We start from the raw sequence: 18,213 nt of genomic DNA, 5'->3' as shown, positions 1-18,213 counted from the left end.
GGGTAGGGATTTCCGAAGACCGAGCCGACATTAAGCCTGTTGCGAGTCCCTAAACGGGAAAAAATGCCGAAGATGTATATTTTCTGCCCCAAGGGAAATCTATTAGCAGAAATCAAAGGACGCGTCAAGGACGATGAATAGGGCTGGGCGGCGGTGGCGAAGCCCCCTGCGCTCTGAATGTCGCTCTAGGCAAGGGCTAGGTTGGGGATCACAGTCCTGAGATTAGGGGGTGAATTATTGCGTTTTGTGAAGATTTGCGATGAACGGTAAAGGATATCGGTCACGGTGCTCCGTTCTCAGGCTGTAAAAAAGGGGCGATCGCCCCCACAGAACTCGTCAACTGCCAGCCGTGCTGCTGCAGGCGTTGGTGAACCTGCTGCCAGTCGTGCTGGAGGCGATCGCCAAAGTCATCCGTTTGCAAACCCTTGCACCATAAAATCAGCGCATCCTCTCCAGTGTCGGCATAGTAGCGTCGCCGCCGTCCCACTTCATGGAAGCCGTAGTGAGCATAGAGGGAGCGCGCTGCTTGGTTGGAATCACGAACTTCTAGGGTGGCCCACTGCAGGCCGCGATGGCGCGCTAGGGAGAGAAGCGTCAGCAAAGCCGCCTGTCCTAAGCCCTGCCGTTGATAGCGGGGATGGATGCCCAATAGAGTGATGTGAGCTTCGTCGAGGATGGCCCAGCAGCAGGCAACGCCAATCAGGGTAGGGTCAGATGGGTCATCGTCTGAGGTGTCAGAGGGCGATCGCTGCAGCATCAGTAAATCGCTATTGGGGCTGATGACCTCTCGTTGATAGCCCTCCTGCGTCCATAATCCGCCAAAACAAAGGTGATCCAGGCGGACAACATCTGCTAAGTGCTGGGTTGTCAGGGGATGAAGTTCTACGCAGGGCATGAGGGTTAGGCAGACAGAAGGATTGGATCAGATAACAGCAGGGCGTTGCTGAACCGCGGTATGACTTGCGTTGGCACGTAAGTGAGACGCTCACACTCGCAGGTCACCATCAAGGTTGTGGGAACATCTTGCTCCCGTTCCGGTTTCAGAGCTTGATTCAGCCATGCCAACAGCAGGAGGATAGGATCTTGGATTAGATAGCTTGGATCAGGATCAGTAGCCGTTGGCGATCGCTGCCCTAGGAGGCGACAGAGGGGATGGAGCGAAGGGCATAGGTATGGATTGGGGAACCCGTAGAATTGATCGGCAGGATGCCAGCTTGTAATTGTACACTAGGTAATTAGACGGATTCATCTGCCAGGCTAACTGTCCATGGATCTGTTCTCCAGAGCCGCACGTTGCAAGGATAGTTCTTTTCATGGTCTCGACCCCTGCCGCTAGTCTTCAAAATAGTTGCCAATTTTTGCCTGAATGGACGGTTGAAGATCCATCGCCCAATCAATTTTTGATGCCGCTGACGGCGGCGGTCAACAGCCAAGATCACCTCACCATCGGTGGCTGTGACGTTGTGGATCTGGTTCAACAGTTTGGTTCACCGCTCTACATTTTGGATGAACAGACCCTGCGTACGGCCTGCCGTCAATACCGGGATGGGTTTCGGCACTATTATCCTGGCGAGTCGCTGGTCATTTATGCCTCCAAAGCCTGGAACTGTCTGGCGGTTTGTGCGATCGCTGCCAGTGAAGGTCTAGGCATCGACATCGTTTCCGGCGGAGAACTCTACACGGCCCTCCAAGCCGGTGTCCCTAGCGATCGCCTCTATTTCCACGGCAACAATAAGAGCCGCGATGAACTGCAGCAGGCTGTGGTTGCTAACTGCACCATCGTGGTGGATAACTGGTTTGAGCTAGAGACCCTGGTGGCGATCGCCGCTAACACCGAAGCTCCCGTGCGGATCATGCTGCGCCTGACGCCGGGCATCGAGTGCCACACCCACGACTACATTCGCACCGGGCACATCGACAGCAAATTTGGTTTTGATCCCGATCAGTTGGATGAAGTATTTACTTTTGTGGCCCAGCAGCCTGGCCTAGACTGTGCCGGGCTGCATGCCCACATTGGCTCTCAGATTTTTGAACTCAATCCCCACCAAGATTTAACCGATGTGATGGCTGGCTGGCTAGACAAGGCGGCCCAAGCTGGTCTGCCGGTGCGGGAACTGGACATTGGCGGTGGTCTGGGCATTCGCTACACCGAGTCCGACGATCCGCCGAGCATCCATGACTGGATCCAGGTGATCTGCGAAGGCGTGGTACGGGCCTGTGAAACCAGGCAACTGCCTCTGCCCAAGCTGATTGCAGAACCAGGGCGATCGCTAATTGGTTCTGCCTGCGTCACCGCCTACACCGTCGGCAGCCAGAAAGTGGTTCCCAATCTTCGCACCTATGTGACCGTGGATGGCGGCATGTCCGATAACCCTCGCCCGATCACCTATCAATCCCTCTACCGAGCGGTCGCCGCCAGCCAGATGTCGGCCCCTCTCACCGAAACCGTCGCGATCGCTGGCAAGCACTGCGAATCCGGTGACATCATTATCCAAGAAACCACCCTACCTACAACCCAACCGGGTGATACCCTCGTCATCCTAGGCACAGGGGCCTACAATTACAGCATGGCATCCAACTACAACCGGGTCCCCCGGCCATCGGCGGTGCTCGTACAGGATGGCGAGGCAAGTATCATCCTGCAACGCGAAACTTACCTAGATTTGATCCGTCAGGATCGACTACCCAATCGACTGGCGATCGCAAGCGAATGAGCTGAGACGTCATCCGTCGGTTTCCCTAGACCCAACTTCGATCATGATCGGTTGTGAGGCGTGGCGCAACCTAACCCATTGAGCAGATCGGAAACGTGTTTTGTAGAGGGCAAATGAATCGTCCCCTGCTATCCTTGTAAGCTGAGTCCTTAGGACACAGATTATCCGTTGTCAGACGTGGATGCAGGATACGCTCGTCAACACCTGCCGAACCACGCCTGAACCGGTGCAAGGTCACACTCCAGATCAATTCAGATGGGATCTCTGCTGACGCAATGGCTACCAAAACTAGGCTGGACCTCGTCTTTGCTGGTGACCATCATTGACATTAGTTTAGTTCTGGTCCTCACCTATATTGTTCTGATTTTCATCAAAGAACGTCGCACGTTGTGGATGGTTCGAGGTCTGGTTGTACTCATGCTGTCGGCAGCCTTGAGTCAGTCGCTTGGGCTGCGTCTACTCCACTTTGTGTTAGAAAAGTTGGTGATCGGATCCGCCGTAGCCATGGCATTTATCATGCAGGCTGAGTTTCGTCGCTTCCTAGAACAATTGGGACGGGGAGAACTAGACCAGCTATTTCGCTCATCAGACGAGGCTGTTCCTAAACCAGACAGCGTTATTGATGAAATTGTTGATGCGGTCAAAGAGTTATCGCAAAACCGTACAGGGGCACTCTTAATCTTAGAAACTAGCCGCCCAATTGATGAACGAGATTTTTCCGTGCCTGGCGTTCGTTTGAATGCTGAAGTATCGAAAGAACTGCTGCAAACTATTTTTCAAACCACAACCCCTCTTCATGATGGAGCAGTCCTCATTCGGGGATCACGGGTGACAGCGGCAGGGATCATCCTGCCCATTTCTGAACGGACGGCTTCTCGCCAATTGGGTACCCGCCATCGGGCAGCCATGGGCATTACCGAACGTGTGGAAAATTGTCTCTGTGTCGTTGTATCAGAAGAAACAGGGTCGATTTCGCTGGCGGAACGCGGTACGCTCAATCGCCCACTCACAAGCAGCAAATTGCGAGAGCTCTTGCGCACTCAGTTTACGCAGTCAGTGGAGCGGGAGTCGGTTGCGCCGCAGTTGCGAAGTCTTGGACGCCAGTTGGTTCATCAGGGTATGGTGCTGGTGTCTCGCTTACTTCGGTTGTCATCATCAGCTTCTCGGGAGAAAAAATGACGGCAGAGTCTACTGCATTATCAGAGTTACCTGCAGATCTCAACCCCGATCGCCTGCCTCAGCATATTGCGGTCATTATGGACGGGAATGGTCGCTGGGCGAAACATCGAGGTCTGCCCCGGATTATGGGCCATCGCCGAGGGGTTGATACGCTTAAGGAGATGCTGCGGTGCTGTAAGGACTGGGGGGTCAAGGCACTCACCGCCTACGCCTTTTCTACAGAAAACTGGGGGCGGCCCTTAGAGGAAGTCGAGTTTTTGATGAATTTGTTTGAGCGCGTGCTGCGGCGGGAGCTGCGGGAGATGCTGCAGGAGGATGTGCAAATCCACTTTGTCGGCAATCTAGGCGCGCTGCCCCAGTCGCTGCAAGAAGAAATTCAGCGATCGATGGAGGAAACCAAGAACAATCAAGCCATTCAATTTACCGTGGCCACCAACTATGGGGGACGCCAGGAAATTGTCCAGGCCTGTCGGGCGATCGCCACTCAGGTTCAAGCCGGCACCTTAAATCCCGACGAGATTGACGAAACGGTTTTCGAAAAGCATCTCTATACGGTGAAGACGGGCAACCCAGACCTGCTGATCCGCACCAGTGGCGAAATGCGTCTGAGTAATTTCCTGCTTTGGCAAATGGCCTACACCGAGATTTATGTCACCGATACGCTCTGGCCCGACTTTGATCGGGCCGAGCTGCATCGGGCGCTCTGTGCCTATCAAGCCCGCGATCGGCGCTTTGGCTGCGTGTAGGGTGAAAAGTTGCGGAGTCGTAGGGCATTGGTGACTACCAACACCGAGCTAAAGGCCATGGCGGCTCCGGCAATAATTGGGTTGAGCAACCAACCGGTGAAGGGATAGAGCACCCCAGCGGCGATGGGAATCCCAGCAACGTTGTAGATAAACGCAAAGAATAGATTCTGGCGAATATTGCGCAGGGTGGCGCGGCTGAGGCGAATGGCGGTGACAATGCCGTCGAGGTTGCCTGACATCAGGGTAATGTCGCTGGCGGCGATCGCCACGTCGGTGCCGGTGCCAATGGCAATCCCTACATCAGCCTGGGCCAGGGCTGGCGCATCGTTAATGCCATCACCCACCATGGCCACAATCCGTTTGCCGGTTTGCAGTTCTGCCACTTTGGCCGCTTTTTGATCGGGACGCACCTGGGCAAAGACCTGGGTGATGCCGGCTTGATGGGCGATCGCCTCTGCGGTTTTCTGGTTGTCGCCCGTGAGCATGACCACCTCGATCCCCATGCGCTGTAGCGATCCCACGACCTCTGCTGAGGACGGCTTCAGGGCATCGGCAATGCTGACGAGCCCCTGCACGGCACCATCGACGGCGATCCAAACCACCGTTTGTCCGAGGGCTTCCCAATCCTGAGCATGGCCACGAAAGGCCGTATCTTGGCAGGTACGCCCTTGGGTATCGATGCCCAGATCCTCTAGCCAGCGCTGGGTGCCAATGTGAACTAGAGGGCGATCGCTGCCGTTGTCCACCCGTCCCTGCACGCCACAGCCAGCGATCGCATCAAACTGTTCTACCTTCGGCAAGTCACCGTCCTCAGCGATCGCTCCCTGCCGTTGGGCATATTGAACAATGGCCTCCGCTAGGGGATGTTCTGAACGCTGCTCTAGGCTAGCCATCCACTGCAATAGCGTTAGCTCATATTGATCCGCCGAGCCACGGGCCGTGACAAACTGGGTCACCGTGGGCTGCCCCTCGGTCAACGTTCCGGTTTTGTCTAAAATAATCGTGCGAATGCCGTGGGCTAGCTGCAGGCTATCGGCTCCCTTAATCAAAATGCCATGCTCTGCCCCCTTACCCGTGCCCACCATAATCGACGTGGGCGTTGCCAAACCCAGGGCACAGGGGCAGGCAATAATCAGCACACTCACCGTGGCTACCACCGCCATCGCCAAGTTGCCCGTCACCGCGATCCACACGGCAAAGGTGAGCAGCGCGATCGCCAAGACCGCCGGCACAAACCAAGCCGTGACCTGGTCAGCCACCTGCTGAATGGGAGCCTTCACCGCCTGGGCCTGTTGCACAAGCTGGACAATTTGAGCCAGCACTGTGTCCCGCCCCACCCGCGTGGCCCGAAACTGGAAACTGCCGGTTTTATTCAACGTTGCGCCAATCACCTCATCCCCGGCCCGCTTCTGCACCGGCACGCTTTCACCCGTGACCATGGATTCATCCAGGGTAGATTCTCCTTCGATGATCACGCCATCCACCGGAATCTTTTCCCCCGGACGCACCAAAATCTGTTCATCCACCTGCACCGTGGCGATCGCCACATCCACCCACTGCCCTTGGCGCTGCACCCGTGCTGTTTTGGGCTGGAGACCCACTAGTTGACGAATCGCCTCCGAGGTTTTGCCCCGGGCCCGATGCTCAAAGAAGTTGCCCAGCAGAATCATGGTGATGATCACCGCGGCTACTTCAAAATAGACATCGCGGGCAATGCCTTGGGCCTGAAACCAGCCGGGAAACAGCATGGGAAATAGGGAGTAGAAATAGGCCGCACTCGTCCCCAAGACCACCAAGGTGTCCATATTGGAGCGTCCATGCTTCAATGACGTCCAGGCACCCCGATAAAACGATCGCCCACACCAAAACTGCACCGGCGTCGCCAGCACCCACTGCACCCAGGCATTATGCAGCCACATGGGAAACCCTGGAATATGGATGCCCAGCATGACCGGCATGGAACCGAAGACTAAAATGGCGCTGGCAACACCGCCCACCCACAGCTTGCGCCGCAACTCACGAGTCTCGCGTCGATCGGCAGCCTCCGCTTCATCGAGGGCGATCGCTTCCCCGAGATCTGCCGGCATCGATGCCCCGTAGCCAATTTCTTCTACAGCCTGCTGAATGGTCTCTGCCTGTACTTGAGCTGGATCGAGATGAACCGTAGCCTGTTCCATCCCAAAATTCACCTGGCAGTCTTGCACACCGGGCAGCGCCTTGATGGTGCGTTCAATGGCAGACGCGCAGGACGCGCAGCTCATACCGCGCAAGTTGAGGGTTACAGTATCCATAAACAATCCCTGGGAGCAATAGGTCAGGCTCTTGTCAAGCCCTGTCTTTTGCATCCTATAGTCTCTACTTCACTGGAGAGTCAAGGCCCAGGATGGTGTTTGATCGCTAGCCCAGGTGGAATCACCCATCGAAGCGCTTCAGCCCAGCGATCGCTGAGTCTCAAGTCCCAGGCAGTTCACCGCGATCGCTACCCATGGCGAACCTGGTGCCACTGCCAAGCATGGGCAATACTATCGCGCAGATCAGGATAGCGAGGCTGCCAGTTCAAAATCTGCCGGGCCTTCTCACTGCTGCCGACTAAGATGGGTGGGTCTCCGGGGCGGCGATCGCGCTCCAGCACCGTAAACTTGCGGCCGGTAATCTGCTTGGCCTGTTCAATCACCTTGCGTACCGAAAAGCCATTGCCATTCCCCAGGTTAAACACATCGCTGGTTCCCCCCCGCAGCAAATAGTCCACACCGCGCACATGGGCATCGGCTAAGTCGCACACATGGATGTAGTCGCGAATGCAGGTGCCATCTGGGGTGGGGTAATCTGTGCCAAAGATGGCGATCGCCGGTCGCTTGCCCATGGCCGTCAGCAAGACTAGAGGAATTAGATGGGTTTCGGGATCATGGTCTTCGCCTAGGCGACCGTTGGGATGGGCACCTGAGGCATTAAAGTAGCGAAAACAGACGGACTTCAGACCATGGGCCACGTCAAAATCTGCCAGCATCCGTTCTACCATGCCCTTGCTCGCCGCATAGGGACTCATGGGCTGGTGGGGCTGATCTTCACGAATCGGAAAGGTTTCCGGCACGCCGTAGAGCGCACAGGTTGAGGAAAACACCAGGGTTTTCACAGAGGCCGCCACCATCGCCTCTAGCAGCGTTAGGGTGCCTAGGACGTTATTGCGGTAATACTTACCCGGATTCTGCACCGATTCTCCAACCGCTAGATAGGCGGCAAAATGCATGACTGCCGCAATGGAACGACTGGCGAAAAGATCATCCAATAGGGCGCGATCGCTTGTATCGCCCACCACCAGCTCCACCTTCAGCACCGTTTCTACCAGATCGCGGTGTCCATAGACCAAATTATCTAAAACAATCACCTCGTAACCGGCCTGCCGAAGCGCCAACACTGCATGGGAGCCAATATAGCCGGCCCCGCCGGTGACTAAAATCGTAGGCGTCTCAGAAGCCATGCTAGGGGTTCTCCTTGAACATGATGGTGATCGTGCCGGGGTAGGGTATATCCAACTTGCCCCGCCGCCAATTAAATCTTAATAAAGCGTTAATAAAGAACTCGCAAACCTTTGCGGGATAGAACCTCACAATAGGGGAGTCTCGTTAAGCTAGAGGCACGCTGAACTGCCGCCATCTTAGCCCACGTGCCTTAAAAGGAAAGGGCATCGTTGCTCAAATCCCTGCTTTCCTTGCCTTTCTTCACCTTTGGTCATCACCTGTGCGCGTCTTCCGGTCTTCTGACTGAAAGGCAGGATGGTCTAGAGCAAGTTGGATCAAATGCATCTAGATATCCAGAGAAGCATGAAAAGAAGTACCAGAGGCGATCGCTCTGGTTGATGAACCCAAATGAATGAATGGCCGATCGTCTAACTGTCGTGCAATCCACAGGCCTGCATATGGAAGATGTTCTTAGAGAGGCGCTCCGTGCGCTCAGTAGTCACAGTCGCTGGATTCTTTGGAATCTGTTTTTGGCGTTCATTCCCCTCGCCCTCAGCTTTTGGCTATTTCGCTGGCGACAGGCGCGCACCTGGTTTTGGTGGATCGGACTCGTGGTGTTCATTGCCTTTTTGCCCAATGCTCCCTACCTGCTCACGGATGTGGTGCATCTGATTCGGGCAACTCAGGCCGGCTATTCAACCTGGGTGATTGCTGTCTTTATGATTCCGGTGCATATCACGGCCATTTTGCTTGGGACTGAAGCCTATGTTATGGCGGTGATTAACCAAAGTTATTACCTTGTACAACATCGCGCCCAGCGCTTTGTGTTGCCCGCTGAGTTGCTCACCCACGCCCTCTGTGCCGTTGGCGTATACCTCGGACGCTTTGTGCGATTTAATAGCTGGGATTTGGTTACCCGTCCTGATGAGGTCTTAATCATCACCCTGGATCAGCTCACCTCCGAGCGACCGCTGGTGGTCATGTTCGGCACCTTCGTCATTTTGACGGTGGTGTATTGGGTGTTAAAGCAAATCACCATTGGGCTACTTTTGCGGGTGCGCTATGCCCGTCAAGGACGCAATGTATTTAAAGAAGCACTAGATTAAGTTTCTTCGAGATGGGAGTGGCAGCATGTCCGTCAAGGATAGATACATCAACGGCTCCGTGGGATCGCGGACGCTTGTCTTTGAGCCATGAATCTTGGGATGGCCATTCGGGAGGGTCGCCGTCGTCTGATAGACTTTTAGATCGAGACGCCGTACGCAGCATAACAATCCGTTGGGAGGGTAAATAGGTGGAGAGTACACTCGGTCTAGAGATTATTGAAGTCGTTGAACAGGCGGCGATCGCATCGGCCCGTTGGATGGGAAAAGGCGAAAAAAACACCGCTGACCAAGTGGCGGTGGAAGCCATGCGGGAGCGGATGAACAAGATTCACATGCGCGGTCGCATTGTGATTGGGGAAGGCGAGCGGGACGATGCGCCCATGCTTTACATTGGCGAAGAAGTGGGTATTTGCACCCAGCCCAATGCTGCAGATGTTTGCAACCCAGAAGAACTCGTTGAAATTGACATCGCAGTGGATCCTTGCGAAGGCACCAACTTGGTTGCCTACGGTCAGCCCGGTTCCATGGCCGTGCTAGCCATTGCTGAAAAAGGTGGCCTGTTTGCCGCTCCTGACTTTTACATGAAGAAGTTAGCCGCTCCAGCATCTGCACGGGGCCATGTGGATATCAACAAATCGGCTACCGAAAACCTGAAAATTTTGTCGGAATGCCTTGACCGTTCCATCGAAGAACTGGTGGTGGTGGTCATGAAGCGCGATCGCCACAATGACTTGATCAAAGAAATTCGTGAAGCTGGCGCACGCGTACGCTTGATCAGCGATGGAGACGTATCAGCAGCGATTTCCTGCGCCTTCTCGGGTACCAACATCCACGCCCTCATGGGTATTGGTGCGGCTCCGGAAGGGGTGATTTCTGCAGCGGCAATGGAATGCCTCGGCGGCCACTTCCAAGGTCAGTTGATCTACGATCCGGCTGTGGTGAAGACCGGTCTGATTGGCGAAAGTAAGGAAAGTAACCTTGAGCGCCTCCAGAGCATGAACATTACCGACCCCGATCGCGTTTACAACGGTGACGAGCTGGCCTCCGGCAAGACTCTGCTGTTCGCAGCCTGCGGTATCACCTCCGGCACCCTGATGGAAGGTGTGCGCTTCTTTGGCGGCGGTGCTCGTACCCAGAGCTTGGTCATTTCCAACCAATCGCGGACGGCGCGCTTCGTCGATACGATTCACCTTTCTGGTGAACCCAAGTCCCTGCAACTGCGCTAGGACATGGGTTGAGCTATCTTCATAGCGATTACGAGCTGGGATGTACGCTGTATGTCCCAGCTTTTTGCTACGAACTATCACAGCTTGGGGGATTGACGACTCACGGTTGAGCCGCTGGAAGGCGATCGCCCCTCGGGTCACGATTTACAAAAATTTATGCGAAAACACCTGAAAACTAAGGCGTTTCCTGGCTTTAGAAGACTTTAAGTTGATACACTTTCTTGTGATTGCAAATGTCTGCGTTGCATTTGTTTTCAATTAGGAGAACTTAAATTAATTTTCGTGATGGGATGTCTAGGTTGGTGCAGCTTCCACCGTGAACGAGGAAAAAAACCGCCTGGAGTCTTGATAAATCCAGCATTTTGATGGCTACTCAGGGATCAAACCTGATTTAGCGATCAACCCTGTAAGGTAAACAAATTTCTTGGGAGGAACGATGAATATTGCCGTTGTGGGCCTTAGCCACAAAACCGCGCCGGTTGAGGTGCGTGAAAAGCTCAGCATTCCAACCCCCGAAGCAGAACGGGCGATCGCTCAACTCCTCAGCTATCCTCACATTGAAGAAGTTGCTATCCTGAGCACCTGTAATCGACTCGAAATTTATCTGGTGACCAAGGCCGCCGAGCCCGGCATCCGCGAAGTGGGGCAGTTTCTGGCAGACTACGGCAAGATCTCCCTACCCGAACTGCGCGAACATCTCTTTGTGTTGCTCCACCACGATGCCATTATGCATTTGATGCGGGTGTCGGCGGGGCTCGATAGCTTGGTGCTGGGCGAGGGACAGATTCTGTCTCAGGTGAAGCATATGCACAAGCTGGGCCAGCAGCACAATAGCGTGGGGCAGCTCTTGAACAAGCTGCTGAAGCAGGCGATTACCGCTGGCAAACGGGTGCGGACTGAAACCAGTATTGGTACCGGCGCTGTGTCCATTAGCTCAGCGGCGGTGGAGCTAGCCCAGATGAAGGTGGATGACCTCACCCCCCAAAAGGTGGCAGTGATTGGAGCTGGCAAAATGTCGCGGCTGGTGGTGAAGCATCTCTTGGCTAAGGGAGCCACCGATATTGCCGTGGTGAACCGCTCTCTGAAAGGGGCGGAGGAGTTGGCTAAGGAATTCAAATCCGCCGACCTCAAGCTCCATACCCTCGGTGATCTGATGCCGGTGGTGGCTCAGTCTGATCTGGTGTTTACCGCCACTGCCTCCAACGATCCCTTAATTCATGCGGCCCAGCTTGAACCGATGTTGCCCGCAGGGCGATCGCTCATGCTGTTTGACATTTCCGTGCCCCGGAACGTCCATAGCGATGTGAATGACCTGCCTCAGGTGCATGCCTTCAACGTGGATGACCTGAAAGCCGTGGTGGCTCAAAACCAGGAAAGCCGCCGACAAATTGCCATGGAAGCGGAAGAGCTGCTAGAGGAAGAGGTAGAATCCTTCGAAGCTTGGTGGCGATCGCTGGAAACCGTGTCTACCATTAGCTGCCTGCGCGATAAGGTAGAAACCATTCGGGAGCAAGAGCTGGAAAAAGCTCTCTCTCGCCTAGGGTCTGAGTTTGCCGAGAAGCACCAGGAAATTATCGAAGCCCTTACCCGAGGCATCGTCAACAAAATTCTCCATGATCCTATGGTGCAATTGCGGGCCCAGCAAGACATTGAAGCTCGCCGTCATGCCATGCAAACCCTGCATACGCTGTTCAACCTAGAGCCTGCTTCCGAGAAATATAGCTAACGCTAGACCCAAATCCTTGGGCGGGCCAGTCCCGCCCGATGGCCATTCCTGCACCTGAAGACCCCAGAGGAGATCGAGGGCTGCTTTCCCCATGCCTTAAGCTTGACGTTCATCACCTTGACCGTCTCCAACCGTGCAGCCAGCGATAGACTAGGGGTAGCGTTCCGCTGCTCGTTGTAGGCAAGTGTCAGTATGTCGATGCCCCCATCTCTTTCATGGCGTCAACTCCCCAAGCGCCCTTTCAAGGTCAACCTATTGAAGTGGGGGGCGATCGCTCTGTTCGTGGTACTAGGGTTAGACATCGTGACATTTCTCCTTGCGGAACAGCTCTGGTTCCAAGAGGTTGAGTACGGCCAGGTGTTTAGAACCCGAGTCATGATTCAAGGAACGTTGGGCATCGTGTCCTTCATCCTCAGTTTCTGGATCTTAATTTCTAACCTCAAAACAGCGCGACGATATTCCCATCCAGATCCAGAGTCTAATGAACCCAGTGCATCGGCCTATCCGGGACAGCTTTCTCTAGGCTGGCTGTTGCCACTTGTGCTTGTCCTCGGGGTGGTGATTGGCGCGGCGTTGCTCTACCACGGGCAACTGGCCATCGATTATTGGAATCCCAATCTCAACATTACGGCTCAGTCCACGGCCATCCCCCTCAACTTTCGTCCTAGCACCATCTGGCAGGTGGAGCAAATGCTGGCGGGCATGTCACCCTGGCTGCTGGCATTGCCCCTGGTTTTAACGATTGCGCTGCTGATCTATCCCTACCTGTTGCTGAACGCGATCGCTGTTTTGATGAGCCTCAGTTTTGGGCTGATTTTGTCCGAACATTGGATGAAGGTGCTGCCGGCCTTTGCCATCACGCCGTTTGAGCAGACCGATCCGCGATTTCAGCGAGACCTCAGCTTTTATATCTTTCGGCTGCCGGTCTGGGAGTTGATCGACTTCTGGTTCATGGGTTTGCTGTCCCTAACGGTGATCTCCGTTTTTCTGCTCTACCTGCTGTCTGGCGATAGTCTCAGTCGCGGTCAATTTTGTGGATTCTCGCCCCGGCAACAGCGCCATCTATGGCGATTGATGGGCACTTGGCTGCTGGCGATCGCCCTCAGCTATTGGTTAGAACGCTACAAACTGCTCTATTCCGCCCAGGGTGTAGTTTATGGGGCTAGTTTTACCGACATCAACGTTCAACTGCCGCTCTACACCATCCTCAGTTTATTTGCCGGATTTATGGGACTGAGCTGCCTGCTCTACTGGGCGATGTATCGTCCCCGATCGCCCCAGGCACCAATCCCAAAATCGCGTCCCATACGATCCATGCGATCCAAGGCTCAACGAGCTGAAGATTCCAGTGGATTTGTGGTCTTCCGGCTGCTCATGGTTGGTCTGGTGCTCTATGGCATCGGCGCGATCGCCATCGGCAGCATCATGCCCCTAGCTGTGCAGCGGTTGGTGGTGCAGCCCAATGAGCTGGCCCTAGAACGACCCTACATTGAAGATGCGATCGCCGCGAATCGAGAAGCCTTCCGCCTAAATAGCATTGAAGTGGAGGAGTTCAACCCCCAAGGCAGCCTCACCCTAGAAGACCTAGAAAACAACGCCCTCACCGTTGACAACATTCGTCTTTGGGACACGCGCCCTTTATTGCAAACCAACCGCCAACTGCAGCAATTTCGGCTGTACTACCGCTTCTATGATGCCGATATTGATCGCTATACCCTGAGAACGCCTGACGGTGGCACTGCCCAGCAGCAGGTGCTAATCGCCGCCCGTGAATTGGACTATAGCGCTGTTCCAGCCGATGCCCAAACCTGGATTAACGAGCATTTGTTTTACACCCACGGCTACGGGTTCACCATCAGTCCCGTGAATCGGGTGGTGTCGCCTGGCTTGCCCGATTACCTGATCAAAGACATTGGTCAGGTGGCAAGTGATGCCTCCGTAGCCGCTAGTATTCCGACAGAACACCCTCGGATCTACTACGGTGAACTGACCAATACCTACGTGATGGTCAAAACTCAGCAGCAGGAGCTGGACTATCCCAGCGGCAGTGATAACGTCTACAACACCTATGACGGCTCGGGAGGCGTTAGCATTGGTCAATTTTGGCAGCGGATCATTTTTGCCAAACACCTGCGAGATTGGCGCATGTTGCTGACCGAAGACTTTACCCCCGAAACCAAGCTGCTCTTCCGCCGGGAAATTACCGCCCGCGTCAAAGCGATCGCTCCGTTTCTGCGCTATGACCAAGATCCCTACTTAGTGGTTGCCGATGCCACCCAATCACCGGTCGGTACGCTGCGTCAGCAGGAAGCAGCAACGCCTAACTATCTCTACTGGGTGATGGATGCCTACACCACCAGCGATCGCTTCCCCTACTCCGATCCCTACACCTATGACTTTAACTACATTCGTAACTCGGTCAAGGTGGTGGTGGATGCCTACAACGGAGCGGTCACCTTCTTTGTGGCCGATGAAGGGGATCCGATCATTCGAACCTGGAGCCGCATCTTTCCAGATATGTTCCATCCCCTGGGAGAGATGCCAGCCACCCTCAAATCCCACGTGCGCTATCCCCAGGATCTCTTTCAGGTGCAGGCTAATCAACTGATGGCCTACCACATGACCGATCCTCAGGTGTTTTACAATCGAGAAGACCAGTGGCGGGCTCCCAGCGAAATTTATCGCGATGAATCCCAGGTGATCGAGCCCTATTACCTGCTGATGAAACTGCCCTCAGAAGAGGCAGAGGAGTTTGTTCTGCTCCAGCCCTTTACCCCCGCCCAGCGTAATAATCTGATTGCTTGGCTAGCCGCACGCTCTGATGGCCTCATTACCCCCAATACGTCTGATGTATCCTATGGTTCCATGCTGCTCTACCGCTTCCCTAAACAGGAATTGGTTTATGGGCCGGAGCAGATTGAAGCGCGGATTAACCAAGATCCCGTCATTTCCGAGCAGATCTCCCTGTGGAATCGTCAGGGATCCCGGGCCATTCAGGGCAATCTCTTGGTGATTCCCATTGAGCAATCGTTGCTGTATGTGGAACCTCTATACCTGGAAGCGGAGCAAAATGCATTGCCCACCCTCGTGCGGGTGATTGTGGCCTACGAGAACCGAATTGTCATGGCAGAAACCCTAGACCAAGCGCTGCAAGGGATGTTTGAAGATGAACCTAGGGGAGATTCGATTATTCGCTCCGTTGAAGATTTGCCGCTGCCGCTCCTCAATCCTGATAGCACCAATGCTGATGATGCTCAGGGAGGGTAAGGTCGATGGACTCCTTACCATTTAAGAATCCCTACGCCTTGAGGTTGGGGCGTGGTAAGAAGGGAGACTCCATTCAATGACCCTAGGCTGCTGGGTTTCGACTTCGCTCAACCCTCTGCTCATCAGGAATCATGATGTCCTCCCACTGAATAGAGCCTGACCACTTTATCTCGCTAGGAACAGCGCAGATTGAGCGCTTTTGTTTATGATACGGCTGGGCGTTTTATGTGAGAAGGTGGGGGGTATCATGCCCTGCCTCTCCTCCCTGCACGCACTTGTTCTCCCTATCCACCTCCTACGTCTTCATGCAGCCGAACGTAACCCTTGACCCGACGCTTCCCGTCGATCGCCCCCTGCTATCCGTGGGCGATCGCCAGCATCCCCAACACCGCACCGTCCGGCCCATCAGCGTCTATGCTCTGCATGGGCTTGCCTCCCTAGGCGATCGCCTCTTGTCTTTGGATTCAGTGCGGGGCAGTGTGGTGGCAGTGGATTGCCAAACCGATAACACCACGGTAATGAATGCCAAAACGGTGGATGACTTTGTTGATGCCACGGGGCTAGCCATTTGGGAGAACACCGTCTGGTTTGTGCAGGGCCATGACGTGTACCGCTGCTCCATGGATGACTGGGTGCCGGAACGCTTCATGACCTTGCCCTACCGCTTGGACGGCATTGCGGTGTGGCAATCGACCCTCTACCTGGCATCCCAGAGCGCCGGGGACATTATGATCTACGACTGCACCCAGAAGCGGCGGATCACCAGCTTTCCAGCCCCAGGGATTGGCGTTGAAAATCTGACGGTGCATGGGGAAGAGCTATGGGTGTGCGATCGCGATGAGCAGACGGCGTACTGCATGGATCGGGCCACCGGCGAGCTGCAGTTCAGTGTGCTCACTCCCTACAGTTCTCCGACAGCGATCGCCTTCCATCCGTCCACCAACGGTGAGTCGATCTGCTACGTGGCCTATGCCAGCGAAGAACCCTATATCCGCGACGATCCCAACTCTCCCGATCCCCATCAACTGGCCTTCCGCGATCGCACCTTTATCCATCCCCTGCACTTTTACTACAACCCCGATCAACGCTACGCCTTGTCCAATGGCTACTTGATCGAAATGTTCTACGTCGAAGAAATTAGCGCCCTAGAAGCGGTGGCGCTGCCCAACCTAGAATGGCGCATTGCCCTACCCGCCGAAACCCAGCGCCAGCGGGTGCGCCATGTGGAATCTGTGGGGCTGCCCTTTACAGAAGAGGTGCAGAACGGTCAGCGGGTGGCGGTGTTTCGGTTTCCAGACTTCGAGTCTCAAACGGTGCATATTTTTGGCTGGAAAGCCTTGATTGAGGTGCGCGGCATCAAGTATCGCCTGACGCCTAGGGATGTGGAATCGGCTCCTCCCCTGCCCAGCGACTTCCAAACCCAATACTTGGTGGATGATGATGACCTGGCCATGGAAACGCCCATCATCCAAGCCGCTGCCCGAGAAGCGATCGGTCGGGAAACCAATATCTTGCGCCAGGCCCTACGCATTCGCGACTATGTCTACGATCGCCTCTCCTACGGCATCAAGCCCCACATTGATACCCCCGACATTGCCCTCGATCGCGGCGTTGGCTCCTGTGGAGAATATGTGGGCGTGCTGCTGGCCCTCTTTCGTCTGAATGGCATTGCCTGCCGCACCGTGGGCCGCTACAAATGTCCCCAGCCCTGCGATCGCCAACAGGTGCCCCTCCAGCCCGACTTCAACCATGTGTGGCTAGAGTTCTTCATCCCTGACTGTGGCTGGGTACCCATGGAATCCAACGTCGATGATACGATCGAGGGCGGCCCCTACCCCACGCGGTTCTTCATGGGCCTGCCCTGGTACCACGCCGAAATTAGCAAAGGCATTTCCTTTGAAAAGCTTCGCGCGCCAGACATGCCCGAGGAGTTATCCATCGGCCAGCTGGCCATCAACCACGTGCGGTTTACGATTTTGGGCGAACTGCCGCCGCCCGGCGCCTAGGTTCTACCCGATAGAGTCCCGATCTAATAGAGTCCCGACCCGATCGCCCCAACCCGATCGCCTCGACCCGGCATGGCAAACATCTACGATCACGGTCTCGGTTCACACCGTAGGGAAGCAGCTATCTAGCCTCTCTTGTCCTGGAACCTAGGGCGACGGTAGAGCTTGCCTGGTCTAGAGGTTGGGGGCTATTCTATCGCTGGCACGCTGTACCCTACCTCTGACAAGCTGTTCACCATGAACTATTGGCTCATGAAGTCCGAACCGGATGTCTACGGCATCGATCGCCTGGCCGCAGACACCAGCACCCTCTGGGACGGGGTGCGCAATTACCAAGCCCGCAACTTCCTGCGCGAGATGCAGGTGGGTGATTTAGTGTTTTTCTACCATTCCAACACCAAGCCGCCGGGGATTGTGGGGCTGATGGAGGTGACGGAGTCGGGTGTCGTCGATCCCACCCAGTTTGATCCCCAAAGCCATTACTACGATGCCAAATCAACCCCGGCGGCACCGCGCTGGCAAACCGTGCGGGTGGCGTTTGTCCGTAAGTTCACGGATATAATCACCCTAGATCACCTGCGCGAGACCTTTAGCCCTGACGATTTATGGGTCGTGCGTCGGGGGAATCGCCTATCAGTTATTCCGGTACCAGGGGCGATCGCCGAGAAGATTCTAGAGATGGCTCAATCGACGTAAGGCAATGATCTATCCTCCATTGCCTGGGATCTCCTGAAGTCATCCCAGGAACCAAGGTGGTTAGGTTATGCTAGGGCTACTCTCCTATG

Annotated in this window: 12 protein-coding genes; 9 read left to right on the top strand and 3 right to left on the bottom strand. The window is 55.1% G+C overall.

What is annotated here, in order from left to right; translation table 11 throughout:
* Positions 1-280: 280 nt before the first annotated feature.
* Positions 281-895, bottom strand: coding sequence for a ribosomal protein S18-alanine N-acetyltransferase (gene rimI / locus JUJ53_RS14905; RefSeq protein WP_204152808.1), 615 nt, complete (start codon positions 893-895; stop codon positions 281-283).
* A gap of 418 nt (positions 896-1,313) precedes the next feature.
* On the opposite strand from rimI, the gene lysA reads away from it, so the two are divergent.
* The 3 genes from lysA to JUJ53_RS14890 all read left to right on the top strand — a co-directional run bounded on the left by lysA (position 1,314) and on the right by JUJ53_RS14890 (position 4,639).
* Positions 1,314-2,714: a diaminopimelate decarboxylase gene (gene lysA / locus JUJ53_RS14900; protein ID WP_204152807.1), complete on the top strand. Its 1,401-nt coding sequence runs from the start codon at positions 1,314-1,316 to the stop codon at positions 2,712-2,714.
* A gap of 255 nt (positions 2,715-2,969) precedes the next feature.
* Positions 2,970-3,893, top strand: a complete 924-nt coding sequence (cdaA, locus tag JUJ53_RS14895) for a diadenylate cyclase CdaA (RefSeq protein ID WP_204152806.1) — start codon at positions 2,970-2,972, stop codon at positions 3,891-3,893.
* On the top strand, positions 3,890-4,639 hold the full coding sequence (locus JUJ53_RS14890; RefSeq protein ID WP_204152805.1) for an isoprenyl transferase: 750 nt from the start codon (positions 3,890-3,892) through the stop codon (positions 4,637-4,639). The genes cdaA and JUJ53_RS14890 overlap by 4 nt, the downstream gene beginning before the upstream one ends.
* Here the strand turns inward: JUJ53_RS14890 and JUJ53_RS14885 are convergent.
* Positions 4,606-6,930, bottom strand: coding sequence for a heavy metal translocating P-type ATPase (locus JUJ53_RS14885; protein WP_204152804.1), 2,325 nt, complete (start codon positions 6,928-6,930; stop codon positions 4,606-4,608). The genes JUJ53_RS14890 and JUJ53_RS14885 overlap by 34 nt on opposite strands.
* A gap of 188 nt (positions 6,931-7,118) precedes the next feature.
* On the bottom strand, positions 7,119-8,117 hold the full coding sequence (galE, locus tag JUJ53_RS14880; RefSeq protein WP_204152803.1) for a UDP-glucose 4-epimerase GalE: 999 nt from the start codon (positions 8,115-8,117) through the stop codon (positions 7,119-7,121).
* 438 nt (positions 8,118-8,555) lie between these two features.
* On the opposite strand from galE, the gene JUJ53_RS14875 reads away from it, so the two are divergent.
* The 6 genes from JUJ53_RS14875 to JUJ53_RS14850 all read left to right on the top strand — a co-directional run bounded on the left by JUJ53_RS14875 (position 8,556) and on the right by JUJ53_RS14850 (position 18,124).
* Complete coding sequence (locus JUJ53_RS14875) at positions 8,556-9,203, top strand: DUF1361 domain-containing protein (protein ID WP_204152986.1); 648 nt, start codon at positions 8,556-8,558, stop codon at positions 9,201-9,203.
* A 188-nt stretch (positions 9,204-9,391) separates the two neighbouring features.
* A complete protein-coding gene (gene glpX / locus JUJ53_RS14870) occupies positions 9,392-10,429 on the top strand; it encodes a class II fructose-bisphosphatase (protein ID WP_204152802.1) in 1,038 nt (345 codons plus the stop codon).
* A gap of 436 nt (positions 10,430-10,865) precedes the next feature.
* Positions 10,866-12,155, top strand: a complete 1,290-nt coding sequence (locus JUJ53_RS14865; RefSeq protein WP_204152801.1) for a glutamyl-tRNA reductase — start codon at positions 10,866-10,868, stop codon at positions 12,153-12,155.
* Between the two features lie 198 nt (positions 12,156-12,353).
* The gene (locus JUJ53_RS14860; RefSeq protein ID WP_204152800.1) at positions 12,354-15,422 is read left to right on the top strand and encodes a UPF0182 family protein; all 3,069 of its coding nucleotides are present in this window, start codon (positions 12,354-12,356) and stop codon (positions 15,420-15,422) included.
* Positions 15,423-15,727: 305 nt separating this feature from the next.
* Complete coding sequence (locus JUJ53_RS14855; RefSeq protein ID WP_204152799.1) at positions 15,728-17,428, top strand: transglutaminase family protein; 1,701 nt, start codon at positions 15,728-15,730, stop codon at positions 17,426-17,428.
* Positions 17,429-17,665: 237 nt separating this feature from the next.
* Positions 17,666-18,124, top strand: coding sequence for an EVE domain-containing protein (locus JUJ53_RS14850; RefSeq protein ID WP_204152798.1), 459 nt, complete (start codon positions 17,666-17,668; stop codon positions 18,122-18,124).
* Positions 18,125-18,213 lie beyond the last annotated feature (89 nt).

The organism is Leptolyngbya sp. CCY15150, assembly GCF_016888135.1.
GTDB lineage: Bacteria > Cyanobacteriota > Cyanobacteriia > RECH01 > RECH01 > RECH01.
The sequence above is the reverse complement of the archived record's forward strand: the minus strand, read 5'-3'. Positions and strand labels throughout refer to the sequence as shown.